The following is a 15,795-nucleotide window of genomic DNA, read 5'->3' on the forward strand; positions in this document are numbered from 1 at the left end:
CTTGGCCCAAAAATTGCTTTTTTATCTCATTTGGTCAAGCGTCAGGGCGGGGCGCGATGAAGAATCTTTCGCGCGCCGATCATGATGATTTTAGGCGGAAACGACCTAAAATCTTAAATCATGATCTAGATCATATAATTAGAGCGGGATTTCAAGCGAAAACCGCGCACACTTTTCGCTATCCCGCTCCAGGCGTTCAAAGGCTGAAATTATTGCCGAGATAGAGGCGGCGTACATCCGGATTGTTGACGATATCGTCCGGACGTCCATGCGTCAGCACCTCGCCGGCATGGATGATGTAGGCGCGGTCGATAAGACCGAGAGTTTCACGGACATTGTGATCGGTCACGAGAACGCCGATGCCGCGCGCTGTCAGGTGTCTCACCAGATTCTGGATATCGCTGACCGAAATCGGATCGACGCCCGCGAAAGGTTCGTCGAGCAGCATGAAGGTCGGATCGGTCGCGAGTGCGCGCGCGATTTCCAGACGTCGCCGCTCGCCACCCGAAAGCGCCACTGCAGGCGACTTTCGCAGTTGCGCGATATGAAACTCTTCCAGCAGCTCATCGAGCTTGCGGTTGCGCTTGGCAGCGTCCGGCTCATGCACTTCCAGCACGGCGCGGATGTTTTCCTCGACCGTCAAGCCCCGGAAGATCGATGCTTCCTGCGGCAGATAACCGACGCCGAGACGGGCGCGTCTATACATCGGCATGGTGGTGACATCATTGCCGTTGATAGCGATCTTGCCGGTGTCCACGGGCACCAGGCCCGTGATCATGTAAAAACAGGTGGTTTTACCCGCACCGTTCGGGCCGAGCAGTCCCACGGCCTCGCCTCGGCGCACGACCAGCGAAACCCCGTTGACGACACGGCGCGTATTATAGGTCTTCGTCAGGCCATGCGCGATCAGCGTGCCCTGATAGGGGGTCTTGTCCGCCGGCGAGGCCGCATCCGCGGATCGGCTGCGCCCGCCGCCGAATATCTTTGAGATCGAGGGTATCTTCACGAGGAAAGACTACTGTTTTTTCTGCGATTTCGGATCGAGCATGATCCGGACAGGGCCGCCGCAGCTTTCCAGCTTGGCCTGTCCCGTATTCATCAGAACGGTGAGCTTGCAGCCAGTGAAGACATTCGTGCCTTCGGACAGCACGACCTGCTTGCCGGTCAGGATGAAGGTCTGCGCCGCCATGTCGAATTCGCCGTGATCGGCCGTCGCCTTCTGGGTCTCGGACGTCAGGTAGACATTATTGTCGACGAAGATTTTTTCGATATTGGCGTCGCCGCTGGTGAGCGAAGAACCCTCGCCCTTGTAATTCACGGTCATCTTGCCGGCCTGAAGGGTGGTCGTTCCCTGCACCACTTTCACATTGCCGGTGAAATAGGCCTTGCGCTCCTGATCGCGAATCTCGAGCTGATCGCTTTCAATCGCGATCGGCTGGTCGCCTGAGAGCTTGACGCCCTGCATGTTGCTGGTGGTGTTCTGGGCGAAAGCCACAGTTGCAAGACAGGAAAAGACAAGGCCTGCGGCTGCAAGGCCGGCGGATTTGCCAAGGGAAACGGGACGGGAAATTTGCATCATCTGGACCGGGCTCTCACTTGCCTTCATTCTTGATATTGGATGCAGCGATACGTGCCCGTACCTGCCCCGAAAATGTAATTGTCTTGCCATTATCGGCGATGTCAATCGATTGCGCAACAATCGAGCCGTCGTTTGTTTTGATCGAAACCGGCTCCTGGCTGCTCATTTTTCCGGCCTTCAGATCGACATCCGCAGACTGGAACTTCGCTTGTATGCCATTGCTGAGATTGATGTCAAAAGGGGCGGTCATCTTCAGCTTGTTGGTCGCCCGGTCGAAAATGCCTTCCTGGGCGATCACCTGCGCGACACTGTCGTTCACCGGCACTGCCGCCAGAACCTTCTCAAGCGTCATGAGATTGGGGTTGGCGATGTCCTGCAACGCACGGTCGGCGTTCATGGAATAATCGATCCCCTTCTCGTTGCGGCCGGCAACAGCGGGTTTTTCCATCACGATCTTGCCGTCTTCAATTCGCGCGCTCTCCAGAGAGACCTCATCGGGCGCCCAGGTTCGGATAACCGAAACAGCGATGAAGGCGAGCGAAATGATTGCCGCGGCGAGCGGCAGAATGATTTTCAGCCGCTTTACGCGCGCAGAATGCCGCAGCGCGGTGTCATAGGCGCCGTTCTGGTCATTGGGCAGCGAAAATGCTGGCGCGGGTTCGCGGAGTCTTTCGAGCATAAGAGTGGGTCCGGAATGCTTCTAGGGCGCCATTGTGGCGCACAATCGAAGCTTGTGTCTCTATCTAAATGTCTTTGGCATGAGTGCTTTGTCCTGCCAATATGGTTTTTGTCTGGAGAGGTGCAAGGGAAATGCGAATTTTATCGTAATTCTGGTTTCCTTATTGTTTCCTTGCGGCTTCGCGTTAGAAGAACCATATGGCCTGAAGCGCAAAAGCGGATGACAGAGGTTTTTATGGACAACATGGCGATAGCGGATCGCAGGCGGTTGCGCCGCAAGCTGACTTTCTGGCGGATTGCCGCCGTTCTCCTACTTGTCGCCGGCGCTTTCGGTCTTTACCGGTTTTTATGGGATGGACCGCAGCAAAGCGCGAAGCCCCATATTGCCCGCGTCGAGGTCTCCGGCCTGATCACCGACAATACCGAACTTCTCGAGCGGCTCGACAAGATCGCCAAGAGCGAGAACGTCAAAGGGCTGATCGTGTCGATTTCCTCGCCAGGCGGCACCACCTATGGCGGTGAGCGCATCTTCAAGGCCATTCGTGGCGTTGCGGAAAAGAAGCCGGTTGTCTCGGATGTGCGCACGCTCGCTGCTTCGGCAGGTTATATGATCGCATCGGCAGGCGATGTCATCGTCGCCGGCGAGACCTCGATAACCGGCTCGATCGGCGTGATCTTTCAGTACCCCCAGCTTGGCCCGTTGATGGAAAAGCTCGGCGTTTCGTTGCAGGAAATCAAGTCGTCGCCGATGAAGGCGGAGCCTTCGCCGTTCCACGAGGCGCCGGAGGAAGCGAAGACGATGATCCGCGCCATGGTAATGGACAGCTACGGCTGGTTCGTCGATCTTGTGGCCGATCGCCGCAAGCTGCCGCGCGAAGACGTGCTGAAACTGGCGGATGGATCGATTTTCACCGGCAGGCAGGCGCTCGCCAACAAGCTGGTCGATACGCTTGGAGGCGAAAAGGAAATTCGCGCCTATTTCGAAACACGCGGTGTTGCCAAGGATTTGCCGATCGTCGAATGGCGTGCGCCATCATCCCGCTCGCCTTTTGCGGTTTTCAGTGTTGCGCAAATAGCGAAGTTTCTGGGATATGACGATTTAATTCCCTTCGCAGGCCCCGGCCAGCTCGGTACGGACAAGTTGTTTCTTGACGGTCTTGTTTCCGTTTGGCAGGTTGAGCCGCGTTAAAAATCCAATTCTTTCAGGGGGCAACCGTGATCAAGTCTGAACTGGTGCAGATCGTTGCTGCGCGTAACCCGCACCTTTATCACCGTGACGTGGAAAACATCGTCAATGCGGTGCTGGATGAAATCACCGACGCCCTGGCGGCAGGAAATCGTGTCGAGCTTCGTGGTTTCGGCGCATTTTCGGTGAAAAACCGTCCGTCGCGTTCCGGTCGGAACCCGCGCACGGGTGAGTCGGTTTTCGTCGAGGAAAAATGGGTGCCTTTCTTCAAGACGGGCAAGGAACTGCGCGAGCGCCTGAACCCCGGCATGGGTGACGAAGAGGACGATTGATCGTCCTCAGCCCGCGCCGGAAACGGAGCGAGCGGAGCCCCGCAGCGATGGAGTATTCTCGGATGTCGAAAAAAATCATCAACCTCATCATCCTGCTTCCGCTGGCGATTATTCTCGTCATCCTGTGCGTGGCCAATCGTCAATCCGTGACGCTGGCGCTCAATCCATTCCGACCGGAAGATGGCGTTCTGTCCTTCACCGCACCGTTTTTCGTATTCCTGTTTCTGGCGGTCATTTTCGGTGTGCTGCTGGGATCGGCGGCCACATGGTTCGCCCAGGGCAAACATCGCAAACGCGCCCGTATCGAGGCCAAAGAAGCCGTTCGCTGGCACGATGAGGCGAACCGCCAGAAGGCGGCCGCAACCGGGCAGCTGCCGCATGCGGGCCAACTCCCGGCAAAGTGATGGTGCCGACAGTCGCTCCGGCTCTAGTCGAGCGGCGTTCGGAATGCTATTTGCTGGCGCAATAAGACGCGGGCAGAAGCGGAAAGATTTCCATTGAAGAAAAAAGACAGCCGGCCGGGCAATCGCGCGCGCGCCGGGAGCGATAAAAAACAGGTCCATGCCGCAAAGCCGGCGCGCCGTGCGGATGCCACGCCGAAAAAGCGCGAGCCCGATGCAGTGCGCAACGTGCAGAAAGCCGCGCCGAAGGAAAAGACCGTCGTAGCGGCCCCCGTTGAACAGGTTCCTGCGCGCGCGCTTATGCAGCGCACCGGTGAACTGCCGGCAGAACAGGTTCCAGTCATTCTGGAATCGAGCGGCGCGGGTGATTTTCACCTGATCGACAGCGGCAACGGCCTGAAGCTCGAACAGTACGGTGACTACCGCGTCGTTCGTCCCGAGGCGCAGGCGCTGTGGCAGCCTTCCGTTCCTGATCGTGTGTGGCAGAATGCGGATGCCGTCTTTACCGGCGACACGGATGAGGACGGTATGGGGCGCTGGCGTTTCCCCAAGGCGGCTCTGGGTGAAACCTGGCCTCTCTCCCTGCTCGGGGTCGACTTTCTTGGCCGTTTCACCGCTTTCCGTCACGTCGGCGTCTTTCCGGAACAGATCGTCCATTGGGAATGGCTGAAAAATGCCGTCGAGACCGCCGACCGTCCGCTGAAAGTGCTGAACCTCTTCGGTTACACCGGCGTCGCGTCGCTGGTCGCGGCGGCCGCAGGCGCTGAAGTCACCCACGTGGATGCCTCCAAGAAGGCGATTGGCTGGGCGAAGGAAAATCAGGCACTTGCCGGGCTTGAACAGGCGCCGATCCGCTGGATTTGCGAAGACGCGATGAAGTTTATCCAGCGCGAGGAACGTCGCGGCAGCACATACGACATTATTCTCACCGACCCGCCAAAATTCGGCCGCGGCACCCATGGCGAGGTCTGGCAATTGTTCGACCATCTGCCGCTGATGCTCGATATCTGCCGCGAAATCCTGTCGCCCAAGGCGCTCGGCCTTGTGCTGACGGCCTATTCGATCAGGGCCAGCTTTTATTCGATGCATGAACTGATGCGTGAAACCATGCGCGGCGCCGGTGGCGTCGTCGCGTCCGGCGAACTGGTCATTCGCGAAGCCGGGCTTGATGGCAAGACGCCGGGCCGTGTGCTTTCCACATCGCTGTTCAGCCGCTGGGAGCCGAAATGATGAAAGATATGCGCGAAAACACCACGCGCCGGGTTGGCCAGGTCAAGGAAGTGACGAGCCTTGCCAATCCCATCATCAAGGATATCAAGGCGCTCACCCAGAAAAAGGGCAGGGAAGAGACCGGCACCTTCATGGCGGAAGGCCTGAAGCTGGTCATCGACGCGCTTGAACTCGGCTGGACGATCAAGACGCTGGTTTATGCCAAGGCCGCCAAGGGCAAGCCGCTGGTGGAGCAGGCGGCGGTGACGACTGTCGCATCGGGCGGTCTGGTGCTCGAAGTCAGCGAAAAGGTTATCGCCTCGATCACCCGCCGCGACAATCCGCAGATGGTCGTCGGCATTTTCGAACAGAAATGGAAGGCGCTGAAGGATATCCGCCCGGAAAAGGGCGAGACCTATATCGCGCTCGACCGGGTCCGCGATCCCGGCAATCTCGGCACCATCATCCGCACGGCTGATGCGGCGGGTGCTTCAGGCGTCATTCTCGTCGGGGATTGCACCGATCCGTTTTCGCTGGAAACGGTGCGCGCCACCATGGGGTCGGTTTTCGCAACTCCCGTCGCCCGCGCGTCGGTCGAGGAATTCCTGTCCTGGAAAAAATCGGCGCAGGTCAGCGTCGTCGCCACCCATCTGGCCGGCTCGGTTGACTATCGAAAGATCGACTATGCCGGAAAGCCGGTCGTGCTCCTGATGGGCAATGAGCAATCCGGCCTGCCGCCGGAACTCGCCGGCAAGGCCGACCAGCTCGCGCGCATTCCCCAGCAGGGCCGCGCCGACAGCCTCAATCTCGCCATCGCAACCGCCGTCATGCTTTTTGAAGCACGGCGACATCTCCTCGAACTCGCACCGGTGACGTAATGCCCAAAGCGGCTTTGTTCTCGAAATTCGGCCCGGCCTTCGCGCTGATCGTCGCCGCACTGGTGCTGGACCAGATCGTCAAGCAGCTGGTCGAAGCCTATCTGCCGCTGCAGGAGATGGTTCCCGTTGCCCCGTTCCTGGCGCTTTACCGCACCTATAATCTCGGCGTGGCCTTTTCGATGCTGGAGGACATGCATGGCTGGTTCATCGTCAGCATGCGGCTCGTCATCGTGGTCTTCGTCCTGTGGCTGTGGCGCAAGACGGCGGCGGACCGCACCTTTGCCCATCTCGGCTTTGCCTTCATTATCGCAGGTGCTGCCGGCAATCTGCTCGACCGTTTTTTTTATGGACATGTCATCGACTATATTCTGTTTCATACGCAGACATGGTCTTTCGCGGTCTTCAATCTGGCTGACAGTTTCATAACCATCGGCGCAGCCTGCGTCATTCTCGACGAGTTTTTGCACGCCCGGACGGCTAAAAAGTAAAATTTTAGGGTTTCAGCCAAACATATCAAAACCGCTGCCGTGGTAGCGGTTGCCTATGAGCGAACTGGCAAGACTTCGGCAGAAGGTTTCAGACGGGCTGGGCCTGGCCGCGACGGCGGCGCAGCCGGCGGATCGTGTCGAGGCAACAACGCGCCATGCTGAAGAACATGCGACCGATACCAGGTCGATTGCGCTCTATGTCGCCGCGTCGTTATCGGTCGGGGCTTTTTCCGCAGCCCTGATCGCGCTTGCGGTGCCTAATGCGGTTACCGTTGCGCTGGCGACCTTCTTTGGAGCGGTTCTCGTCGGTGTGCTGCTCTATGCGCTCTTTGATGAATCTTTCCATCAGCCCACCGTGCGGGCTGCGGATTCCGATCTTCAGCTGCGGCAAACGCAAAACCGCTCGCTGATTGCCGAGATGCAGGAATTCATGGGCGATATCGTCGTGATCCGTGACATGAACAGGCGCATTGTCGAAGCGAACCGGGTCTTCCGCGAAATGACCGGCTGTGCGGCGCCCGAAGGGCTGAGCTGCGAGGAAATCGGCATCGCTTTCCGTCCGGGCGACAAGGTCCATGCCTATGATGTGGAGATCGCGACCCCGTTCGGTCAGCGCATCTTTTCCTGGCATGATGTCGTGACCCGCGATCTGACAAGCAGCCGTCTCCTCATCAGCAGCATCGCCAGAGACGTGACCGAAGAGCGGCTTGCGCTCGGCGAGCGCGAGGACGCCCGGCTGCGCGCCGAAAAGGCCGATGCCGAAAAGGCGCGGCTGCTTGCCACCGTAAGCCATGAAATCCGCCTGCCGCTCTCCGGTATGCTCGGCATGAACCATCTTCTGTCGCAGACGAGGCTCAACGAGGAGCAGCGAAATTATCTCGATGGCATGCGGCAATCCGGCCAGTCGCTGGTGCAGCTTGTCGAGGATCTGCTGGATTATTCGACCATGGAGGCCGGCCGCTTCAGGCTCAATCCGCGCGCGGAAAACCTGCGCCGGCTGATCGAGAGCATCGTCGAGATGCTGGCCCATCGCGCCCATGAAAAAGGCATAGAAATAACCTCCTTCGTTGCGCCGAATGTGCCCGATCATCTCGATTTCGACCCGGCGAGGCTACGTCAGGTCCTCTTCAATCTCCTCGGCAATGCCGTCAAATTCACGCAGGAAGGCGGCGTCGTCATCCGGGCGCGCATGGCCGACGACGAATTGCACATTGCCGTCGAGGATACCGGCCCGGGCATGAGCCGGGCGGAACAGGCCCGTATTTTCGGGGAATTCGAGCAGGCGGGCCCGTTGTCGCAGCGAAGCGCCGGCACCGGCCTTGGACTTGCGATTTCCGCCCGTATCGTGCGGGAATTCGGCGGCCGCCTCACGGTTTCCAGCCGCAAGGGCAAGGGCAGCACGTTCAAACTGGCGTTTCGCCCGGCGGGCGCGCCTGCCGAAATGGCGGATCCGGCAAGGCGTCATTGCCTGCGGCATACAAATGTCCTGCTCATCGCACCGAAGGGCGTGGCGGCGGCGGTGACGATGGAGGCGATCGAGGCTTTCGGCGGTCAATGCACTCTCATCCATCAGCCTGAGGATCTGGAAAAGCTGAGGAAGGGTTCTGCTGCGCGAGCGGCCGACCTTACCGATATGATCGTCGACCGGCGCATTTCGCCGCTCTTCAGGGACGCCCTGAAGGATTGGCCGCAACAGAATGTCCGCCGCACGCTGCTGGTCAGCCCCGAAGAGCGGCCGTCGACCATGCATGTGGCCTTCGATGCCTGGTTGATCCGGCCGCTGCGGGAAAAATCCCTGATCGACGTCCTGTGCGGCCGTCTGCGCGGCATTGAGAGGCGCGACGCCATCAACGACAACCACCCGGATGTGGGATTTTCCTCGCGGGTGGCGGAAGGGGCGAGCGGTATCGAGATACTGGTGGCCGAAGACGATGCCGTCAATCAGCGCATCATCCGCGCCGTTCTGGAAAAAAGCGGCTATATCGTCCGCGCTGTCGAGGATTTTGAGGCGTTGCGGCAATCTGTGGAGCCGGGCGCAACCCGCCTGCCTGAACTCATCGTCTCAGATCTCAACATGCCGGGCGGCGAGGGGCTCGATGTGCTTCCCGACCTTCTCTATAAGCTCAAGGGCGAAAGAAATATTCCCGTCATCGTGCTCAGCGCAGATGCGAGTGACGCGACTGCCGAAATCCTGCTTGGGGCCGGTGTCGGTGCGGTTTTGACCAAGCCTGCCGACCCGCGACGGCTGGTTGAGGAAATTCGCCGTCTGCTGGAGGCGAAACGCCTGTCGCTATCATAACTTGACAGACTCGCGCTGGCGGCATTTTGTCACTATTCTGTCGTCAATTAGTGATTTATGACAGGAAAATTCTTTGGTGGCGGAGCGATTCCCCATGGTTGCCGAAATCCTCAATCACGACATTTGTGAAAACAATGTTGTCATTCATCCTCGTCCCGAGGCAGCTCAGGACAATGAGGGTCTTTTCGGCCGTATCGGCACGCTGGAAACACGGCTCGCCAGAAATGAACGCGAGATCGATGCCGCGCAATCAGTGCGTTACCGGGTTTTCGTCGAGGAAATGAAGGCGCGGCTTCCCGCGGAAGCCATGCGCCGCAAGCGCGACATCGATGCCTGGGACAGCGTCTGCGACCATCTGCTGGTGCTCGACAAGGCGATCGAAGGCGACAGCGAAGACCAGATCGTCGGCACCTATCGCCTGCTGCGGCAGGAAATCGCGCTTGCCAATAACGGTTTTTATTCCGCCAGCGAATTCGATATCGCCGGTCTCGTCGCGCGCCATCCGGGCAAGCGTTTCATGGAGCTTGGCCGTTCCTGCGTGCTGCCGGAATATCGCACCAAACGCACCGTCGAGCTTCTGTGGCAGGGCAACTGGGCCTATGCCGTAAAACACCGCATGGATGCCATGATCGGCTGCGCCTCCTTCCCCGGCGTGCAGCCGGAAGCCCACGCGCTTGCCCTGTCTTTCCTGCACCATAATTGCGTGGCCAAGGGTGAGTGGGAAGCTTCCGCCCTTCCCGAGCTTTATCATGAGATGGACCTTGTGCCGGCAGAGGCGCTCAACGCCCGCAAGGCGCTGAACGCCATGCCGCCGCTGATCAAAGGCTATATGCGCCTCGGCGCCATGTTCGGCTCCGGCGCGGTCGTGGACCATGCCTTCAATACCACAGACGTCCTCGTAGTCCTGCCGGTTTCGTCCATCGCCGGCCGTTACATCAGCTATTATGGCGGCGAGGCCGAGCGCATCAACGGCTGACCGAGTTTCGGCGCAGCCGGGCGGGATGTTCCTGTGGGCAGCGTTCCCGCGCGTGTTGTATTGAGGTGGAGATTGCCGCTAGTGTCGGCCCTTCTTTTCCGCAACACGATATGACATCGGCAGACCATTGACGGACGTTCTGACAACCGCTTCCCTGATCTCGGAAGAGAGCCGCGCGACGGCCACTCCGATGATGGAGCAATATATCGAGATCAAGGCGAACAATCCCGGTTCGCTGCTGTTTTACCGCATGGGCGATTTTTACGAATTGTTCTTCGACGATGCGGTCGAAGCCTCCCGCGCTCTGGGCATCACGCTGACGAAACGCGGCCAGCATATGGGTCACGATATTCCCATGTGCGGCGTCCCCGTCCATGCGGCGGATGATTATCTGCAGAAACTGATCCTGCGCGGTTATCGCGTTGCCGTCTGCGAACAGGTGGAAGATCCGGCGGAAGCCAAGAAGCGCGGTTCTAAATCCGTGGTCAAGCGTGATGTGGTGCGGCTTGTCACGCCCGGTACGCTGACCGAGGAAAAACTGCTGTCGCCGACGGAATCCAACTATCTGATGGCGCTCGCCCGCATTCGCGGCAGTGCCGAGGCGCAGTTTGCGCTCGCCTGGATCGATATTTCCACCGGCGTCTTCCGTCTGGCGGAAACCACGCTGACGCGGCTTCTGGCCGATATCTGGCGCATCGATCCGCGCGAGTTGATCGTCGCCGACAGCCTCTTCCATGACGAGGAACTGCGGCCGGTCTTCGATGTGCTTGGCCGCGTGGCCGTGCCGCAGCCGGCGATCCTCTTCGACAGCGCCACGGCGGAAGGGCGCATCGCGCGTTATTTCAACGTCTCGACGCTGGACGGCTTCGGCACCTTTTCGCGGGTGGAAATGGCGGCCGCCGCCGCTGCCGTCGCCTATGTCGAGAAAACCCAGATCGCCGAGCGCCCGCCGCTCGGTGCGCCGGAGCGCGAAAGCGCCGCTTCGACCCTTTTCATCGATCCCGCCACCCGCGCCAATCTGGAGCTGGTAAAGACGCTGTCGGGCGAGAGGGACGGATCGCTGCTGCATGCCCTGAACCGTACGGTAACAGGCGGTGGCGCGCGGCTTCTGGCCGAGCGGCTGATGTCGCCCTTGACCGACCCGGAAAAAATAAACGCTCGCCTCGATGCCGTGGCCTATCTGATCGATGACGTCTCGCTCTGTGACGGCCTGCGTGATGCGCTGAAACAGGTTGCGGATATGCCGCGTGCGCTCTCCCGCCTTGCTCTGGAGCGCGGCGGCCCGCGCGATCTCGGCGCCATCAGGCAGGGGCTGGCTTCTGTCGAGAAGATTGCCGCCATTCTCGATCAGGGATTGTTGCCGGACGAGCTGGCGGCGGCGCTCGCGGATTTGAAAGCCCTGCCCGGCGGTCTCGAAGCCATGCTCGGCTCGATGCTTGCCGACGATCTCCCGCTTCTGAAGCGTGATGGCGGTTTCCTGCGTGAAGGCGCCAATCCCGAACTCGACGAGGTGCGGGCGCTGCGCGACCAGTCGCGCCGGGTGATTGCCGGGCTGCAACTGAAATATGCCGATGAGACCGGCATCAAGTCGCTCAAGATCAAGCACAACAACGTGCTTGGCTATTTCATCGAGGTGACGGCAGGCAATGCCGATGTGATGATGGCGACGGACGAGGCCAAGGCGCGTTTTATCCACCGCCAGACCATGGCGGGCGCCATGCGCTTCACCACCACCGAGCTTGCCGATCTTGAAAGCCGCATCGCCAATGCCGCTGCGCAGGCTTTAACCATGGAACTGGAAGCCTTCGAGCGCATGGTCAAGGCTGTGGTGCACCAGGCGGAAGCGATCAAGGCCGGCGCACTGGCGCTTGCTGTGATCGATGTCGCCTCTAGCCTTGCTTATCTCGCGACCGAACAGGCCTATTGCCGCCCGATTGTTGATGCCTCCATGACCTTTGCGATCAAGGGCGGGCGGCATCCGGTGGTGGAGCAGGCGTTGCGGCGACAGTCTGCCGGACCCTTCATCGCCAATAATTGCGATCTGTCAGCCGTCAACGGTGGTAAGAACGGCGCGATATGGCTGCTCACCGGCCCAAATATGGGCGGTAAATCGACCTTCCTGCGCCAGAATGCGCTGATCGCCATCCTCGCGCAGATCGGTTCCTTCGTTCCGGCGGAAGCCGCCCATATCGGCGTCGTCGACCGGTTGTTTTCCCGTGTCGGCGCCTCCGACGATCTGGCGCGCGGCCGCTCGACCTTCATGGTGGAAATGGTGGAAACCGCCGCCATTCTCAATCAGGCGACGGATCGTTCACTGGTCATTCTGGATGAGATCGGCCGGGGTACGGCGACCTTTGACGGTCTTTCCATCGCCTGGGCGGCGGTGGAGCATCTGCACGAGGTCAATCGTTGCCGTGGTCTCTTCGCTACCCACTTCCACGAATTGACCGTGCTGTCGGAAAAGCTCGGCCGCCTTTCCAATGCCACGATGCGGGTGAAGGAGTGGGAAGGTGACGTCATCTTCCTGCACGAGGTCGGACCGGGTGCTGCGGATCGTTCCTATGGTATTCAGGTGGCCCGGCTTGCGGGCTTGCCTGCATCGGTGGTGGAACGCGCCCGCGAGGTGCTGACGAAGCTTGAAGATGCCGACCGCAAGAACCCGGCCAGCCAGTTGATCGACGATCTGCCGCTGTTCCAGATCGCGGTTCGCCGCGAGGAAACCCGCAAGGCCGGACCATCGAAGCTGGAGGAAGCTCTGAAAGGCTTCAACCCCGACGAAATGACGCCGCGTGAGGCATTGGACGCGCTCTATACGTTGAAGAAAGAACTTGGCAAGGCTTAAGAGGATAGACTGCCTGTCCATCGCCTTTAAAACTCGCTATAGGACACTCCCATCGCAAGTGGTGGGATTTCCCACAGGACATGGATACCGGCATAGATGGCCATCAAGGACCTGGATTTTTCCGACATTCTCGATGTATCGGCGCTGAAGCGCGACTGTGACATCATCTTCAAGGAAGACGGCAAACGCATCGCCGATATCAAGTCCGATCTACTGCCGATCTTCCGCAAGGCCAGTACGGAAGGCCGGGAAAAGGCCAGAGAACTACTGAAAGCCGATGGCAGCGGCATTGACTGCGCCCGGCGCATCTCCTGGCTCCAGGATCGGCTGATCGAAACGCTCTATGATCTCGCCTGCCAATACGTCTATCCGAAAGATGCGCCGCAGATCGCGGTCGCCGCGGTTGGCGGTTACGGACGCGGCACACTGGCGCCGGGATCGGATATCGACCTCCTGTTCCTGTTGCCGGCCAAGAACACGCCCGACATGCACAAGGCCGTGGAATTCGTGCTCTACCTCCTCTGGGACCTCGGTTTCAAGGTCGGCCACGCCACCCGCACGGTGGATGAATGCATTCGCCTCTCCAAATCCGACATGACGATCCGCACGGCGATTCTGGAAGTGCGGGCGATCTGCGGCAAGAAATCCCTGACCGACGATCTCGAAAAACGCTTCGAGTCGGAAGTCGTCACCGGCACCGGCCCGGAATTCATCGCCGCAAAGCTCGCCGAGCGCGACCAGCGCCACCGCAAGGCGGGCGATACGCGTTATCTGGTGGAGCCGAACGTCAAGGAAGGCAAGGGTGGCCTGCGCGACCTGCACACGCTGTTCTGGATCGCCAAATATTATTATCACGTCCGCGATACGGCCGATCTGGTCAAGCTCGGCGTCCTGTCGCGGCCTGAACTCAGGCTGTTCGAAAAGGCCGATGATTTTCTCTGGGCTGTGCGTTGCCAGATGCATTTCATCACCGGCAAGGCGGAAGAGCGCCTTTCCTTCGACATCCAGCGTGAGATTGCTGATGCCCTGAATTATCAGCCGCGCCCCGGCCTCTCCGCCGTTGAGCGTTTCATGAAGCACTATTTTCTCGTGGCGAAGGATGTCGGCGATCTGACGCGCATCGTCTGCGCCGCACTGGAAGACCGGCAGGCGAAGGATGTGCCGGGCCTTTCCGGTGTGCTGAGCCGCTTTGCCCATCGCGTGCGTAAAATCCCCGGCTCGGTGGAATTCGTCGAGGATCGGGGGCGCATCGCGCTTGCCAAGCCAGATGTCTTCAAGAACGACCCGGTCAATTTGATCCGGCTGTTCCACATTGCCGATATCAACAATCTCGAACTGCATCCCGATGCGCTGCGTGTCGTCACCCGCTCGCTGTCGCTCATCAATGACGAGCTGCGGGAAAATGAAGAGGCAAACCGGCTTTTCCTGTCGATCCTGACGTCGCGGCGCGATCCGGCGCTGACCCTGCGCCGCATGAACGAGGCAGGCGTGCTCGGCAAGTTCATCCCCGAATTCGGCAAGATCGTCGCGATGATGCAGTTCAACATGTATCATCACTATACGGTGGATGAGCATCTGATCCGCTCTGTCGGCGTGCTTTCGGAAGTGGACAAGGGAACGGCCGTCGATGCCCACCCGCTTGCCAACCAGCTGATGCCGAGCGTCGAGGAACGTGAGGCGCTTTATGTCGCCGTTCTATTGCACGATGTGGCAAAGGGCCGGCAGGAAGACCACTCGATTGCCGGCGCGCGTGTCGCCCGCAAGCTCTGCCAGCGTTTTCGCCTCACCGGCAAGCAGACCGAAACGGTGGTCTGGCTGATCGAGCAGCATCTTCTGATGTCCATGGTCGCCCAAACGCGCGATCTGCATGACCGCAAGACCATCACCGATTTCGCCGATAAGGTGCAGTCCATGGAGCGGCTGAAGATGCTGCTCATCTTGACGGTCTGCGATATCCGCGCCGTCGGTCCCGGCGTTTGGAACGGCTGGAAGGGGCAGCTGCTGCGTTCGCTTTATTACGAGACCGAACTGCTGCTGTCGGGCGGCTTCTCGGAAGTCTCCCGCAAGGAGCGCGCGCAGATCGCCCGGCAGGCGCTCTACGACGCCCTCGACGACTGGGGCCAGAAGGCGCGGCGCAAATATACCAAGCTGCACTACGAGCCCTATCTGCTGACGGTGGCGCTCGAAGACCAGGTGCGTCACACCCGCTTCATCCGGGAGGCCGACAAGCAGGAAAAAGCGCTGTCGACCATGGTGCGCACCCATTCCTTCCACGCCATCACCGAAATCACCGTGCTGGCGCCCGACCATCCGCGCCTGCTGTCCATCATCACCGGCGCCTGTGCTGCCGCCGGCGCCAATATCGCCGATGCGCAGATTTTCACGACGTCCGATGGGCGAGCGCTCGATACGATCCTGATCAACCGCGAATTTCCGATCGATGAGGACGAGACGCGGCGCGGCAACAATGTCGGCAAGCTCATCGAGGAGGTTCTGTCCGGCAAGCAGCGCCTGCCGGAAATGATCGCCACGCGCACCAAGAGCCGCAAGAAGAAGAGCGCCTTCACCATTCCGCCCTCGGTCATCATCTCCAACGGGCTGTCGAACAAGTTCACCGTCATCGAAGTGGAATGCCTCGACCGGCCGGGGCTTCTGGCGGATATGACGGCTGTGATCGCCGACCTGTCGCTCGATATTCACTCTGCCCGCATCACCACCTTCGGTGAAAAGGTCATCGATACCTTCTATGTGACGGATCTCTTCGGCCAGAAGGTGACGAATGACAACCGGCAGGCCAGCATCGCCACGCGCCTGAAGGCCGTGATGAGCGAGCAGGAAGACGAATTGCGAGACCGTATGCCGAACGGCATCATCGCCCATCCAGACGTGGCGGCCCTGCCGGCCGCGCGCACGGCAAAGGCTTGAGA

General features: G+C 59.8%; 13 protein-coding genes. 10 read left to right on the forward strand and 3 right to left on the reverse strand.

Going from position 1 to position 15,795, the window contains the following annotated elements; genetic code table 11:
- Positions 1 to 196: 196 nt before the first annotated feature.
- From lptB to lptC, 3 genes are read right to left on the reverse strand one after another with little or no spacing between them, the layout of a single operon-like run.
- Positions 197 to 1,006, reverse strand: coding sequence for an LPS export ABC transporter ATP-binding protein (gene lptB, locus PIB16_RS01315; protein WP_003520083.1), 810 nt, complete (start codon positions 1,004 to 1,006; stop codon positions 197 to 199).
- Between the two features lie 9 nt (positions 1,007 to 1,015).
- Positions 1,016 to 1,579 (reverse strand): LptA/OstA family protein, encoded by a 564-nt coding sequence (locus PIB16_RS01320; RefSeq protein WP_003503784.1) that lies wholly within the window; start codon positions 1,577 to 1,579, stop codon positions 1,016 to 1,018.
- Positions 1,580 to 1,592: 13 nt separating this feature from the next.
- On the reverse strand, positions 1,593 to 2,258 hold the full coding sequence (lptC, locus tag PIB16_RS01325) for an LPS export ABC transporter periplasmic protein LptC (RefSeq protein WP_271044849.1): 666 nt from the start codon (positions 2,256 to 2,258) through the stop codon (positions 1,593 to 1,595).
- A gap of 234 nt (positions 2,259 to 2,492) precedes the next feature.
- On the opposite strand from lptC, the gene sppA reads away from it, so the two are divergent.
- The 10 genes from sppA to PIB16_RS01375 all read left to right on the forward strand — a co-directional run bounded on the left by sppA (position 2,493) and on the right by PIB16_RS01375 (position 15,793).
- Positions 2,493 to 3,446: a signal peptide peptidase SppA gene (gene sppA / locus PIB16_RS01330; RefSeq protein WP_271044968.1), complete on the forward strand. Its 954-nt coding sequence runs from the start codon at positions 2,493 to 2,495 to the stop codon at positions 3,444 to 3,446.
- A gap of 2 nt (positions 3,447 to 3,448) precedes the next feature.
- Positions 3,449 to 3,775 (forward strand): integration host factor subunit beta, encoded by a 327-nt coding sequence (locus tag PIB16_RS01335; protein ID WP_219256707.1) that lies wholly within the window; start codon positions 3,449 to 3,451, stop codon positions 3,773 to 3,775.
- 62 nt (positions 3,776 to 3,837) lie between these two features.
- A complete protein-coding gene (locus tag PIB16_RS01340; protein ID WP_065654584.1) occupies positions 3,838 to 4,179 on the forward strand; it encodes a LapA family protein in 342 nt (113 codons plus the stop codon).
- A gap of 93 nt (positions 4,180 to 4,272) precedes the next feature.
- Complete coding sequence (locus PIB16_RS01345) at positions 4,273 to 5,406, forward strand: class I SAM-dependent methyltransferase (RefSeq protein WP_271044850.1); 1,134 nt, start codon at positions 4,273 to 4,275, stop codon at positions 5,404 to 5,406.
- On the forward strand, positions 5,403 to 6,263 hold the full coding sequence (locus tag PIB16_RS01350; RefSeq protein ID WP_271044851.1) for a TrmH family RNA methyltransferase: 861 nt from the start codon (positions 5,403 to 5,405) through the stop codon (positions 6,261 to 6,263). The genes PIB16_RS01345 and PIB16_RS01350 overlap by 4 nt, the downstream gene beginning before the upstream one ends.
- Entirely contained in the window at positions 6,263 to 6,751 is a 489-nt protein-coding gene (lspA, locus tag PIB16_RS01355) for a signal peptidase II (protein ID WP_078051339.1), read from the forward strand. The genes PIB16_RS01350 and lspA overlap by 1 nt, the downstream gene beginning before the upstream one ends.
- A gap of 55 nt (positions 6,752 to 6,806) precedes the next feature.
- On the forward strand, positions 6,807 to 9,050 hold the full coding sequence (locus PIB16_RS01360) for a hybrid sensor histidine kinase/response regulator (RefSeq protein ID WP_271044852.1): 2,244 nt from the start codon (positions 6,807 to 6,809) through the stop codon (positions 9,048 to 9,050).
- A gap of 94 nt (positions 9,051 to 9,144) precedes the next feature.
- Entirely contained in the window at positions 9,145 to 10,026 is an 882-nt protein-coding gene (locus PIB16_RS01365) for a GNAT family N-acetyltransferase (RefSeq protein ID WP_065654580.1), read from the forward strand.
- Between the two features lie 190 nt (positions 10,027 to 10,216).
- Positions 10,217 to 12,868, forward strand: coding sequence for a DNA mismatch repair protein MutS (mutS, locus tag PIB16_RS01370; RefSeq protein ID WP_271044969.1), 2,652 nt, complete (start codon positions 10,217 to 10,219; stop codon positions 12,866 to 12,868).
- A 96-nt stretch (positions 12,869 to 12,964) separates the two neighbouring features.
- Positions 12,965 to 15,793 carry a [protein-PII] uridylyltransferase gene (locus PIB16_RS01375; protein ID WP_125145226.1) on the forward strand — a complete coding sequence of 943 codons (2,829 nt, stop codon included), beginning with the start codon at positions 12,965 to 12,967 and terminating at the stop codon, positions 15,791 to 15,793.
- Positions 15,794 to 15,795: the final 2 nt, after the last annotated feature.

Source organism: Agrobacterium sp. ST15.13.015, assembly GCF_027871645.1.
GTDB classification, from domain to species: Bacteria; Pseudomonadota; Alphaproteobacteria; order Rhizobiales; family Rhizobiaceae; genus Agrobacterium; species Agrobacterium leguminum.

What these genes read in the sequence shown, in the direction of transcription:
- PIB16_RS01320 (WP_003503784.1), bottom strand. Translation starts at nt 1,579, where the DNA reads ATGATGCAAATTTCCCGTCCCGTTTCCCTTGGCAAATCCGCCGGCCTT.
- lptC (WP_271044849.1), bottom strand. Translation starts at nt 2,258, where the DNA reads ATGCTCGAAAGACTCCGCGAACCCGCGCCAGCATTTTCGCTGCCCAAT.
- sppA (WP_271044968.1), top strand. Translation starts at nt 2,493, where the DNA reads ATGGACAACATGGCGATAGCGGATCGCAGGCGGTTGCGCCGCAAGCTG.
- PIB16_RS01340 (WP_065654584.1), top strand. Translation starts at nt 3,838, where the DNA reads ATGTCGAAAAAAATCATCAACCTCATCATCCTGCTTCCGCTGGCGATT.
- PIB16_RS01350 (WP_271044851.1), top strand. Translation starts at nt 5,403, where the DNA reads ATGATGAAAGATATGCGCGAAAACACCACGCGCCGGGTTGGCCAGGTC.
- lspA (WP_078051339.1), top strand. Translation starts at nt 6,263, where the DNA reads ATGCCCAAAGCGGCTTTGTTCTCGAAATTCGGCCCGGCCTTCGCGCTG.
- PIB16_RS01360 (WP_271044852.1), top strand. Translation starts at nt 6,807, where the DNA reads ATGAGCGAACTGGCAAGACTTCGGCAGAAGGTTTCAGACGGGCTGGGC.
- PIB16_RS01365 (WP_065654580.1), top strand. Translation starts at nt 9,145, where the DNA reads ATGGTTGCCGAAATCCTCAATCACGACATTTGTGAAAACAATGTTGTC.
- mutS (WP_271044969.1), top strand. Translation starts at nt 10,217, where the DNA reads ATGATGGAGCAATATATCGAGATCAAGGCGAACAATCCCGGTTCGCTG.
- PIB16_RS01375 (WP_125145226.1), top strand. Translation starts at nt 12,965, where the DNA reads ATGGCCATCAAGGACCTGGATTTTTCCGACATTCTCGATGTATCGGCG.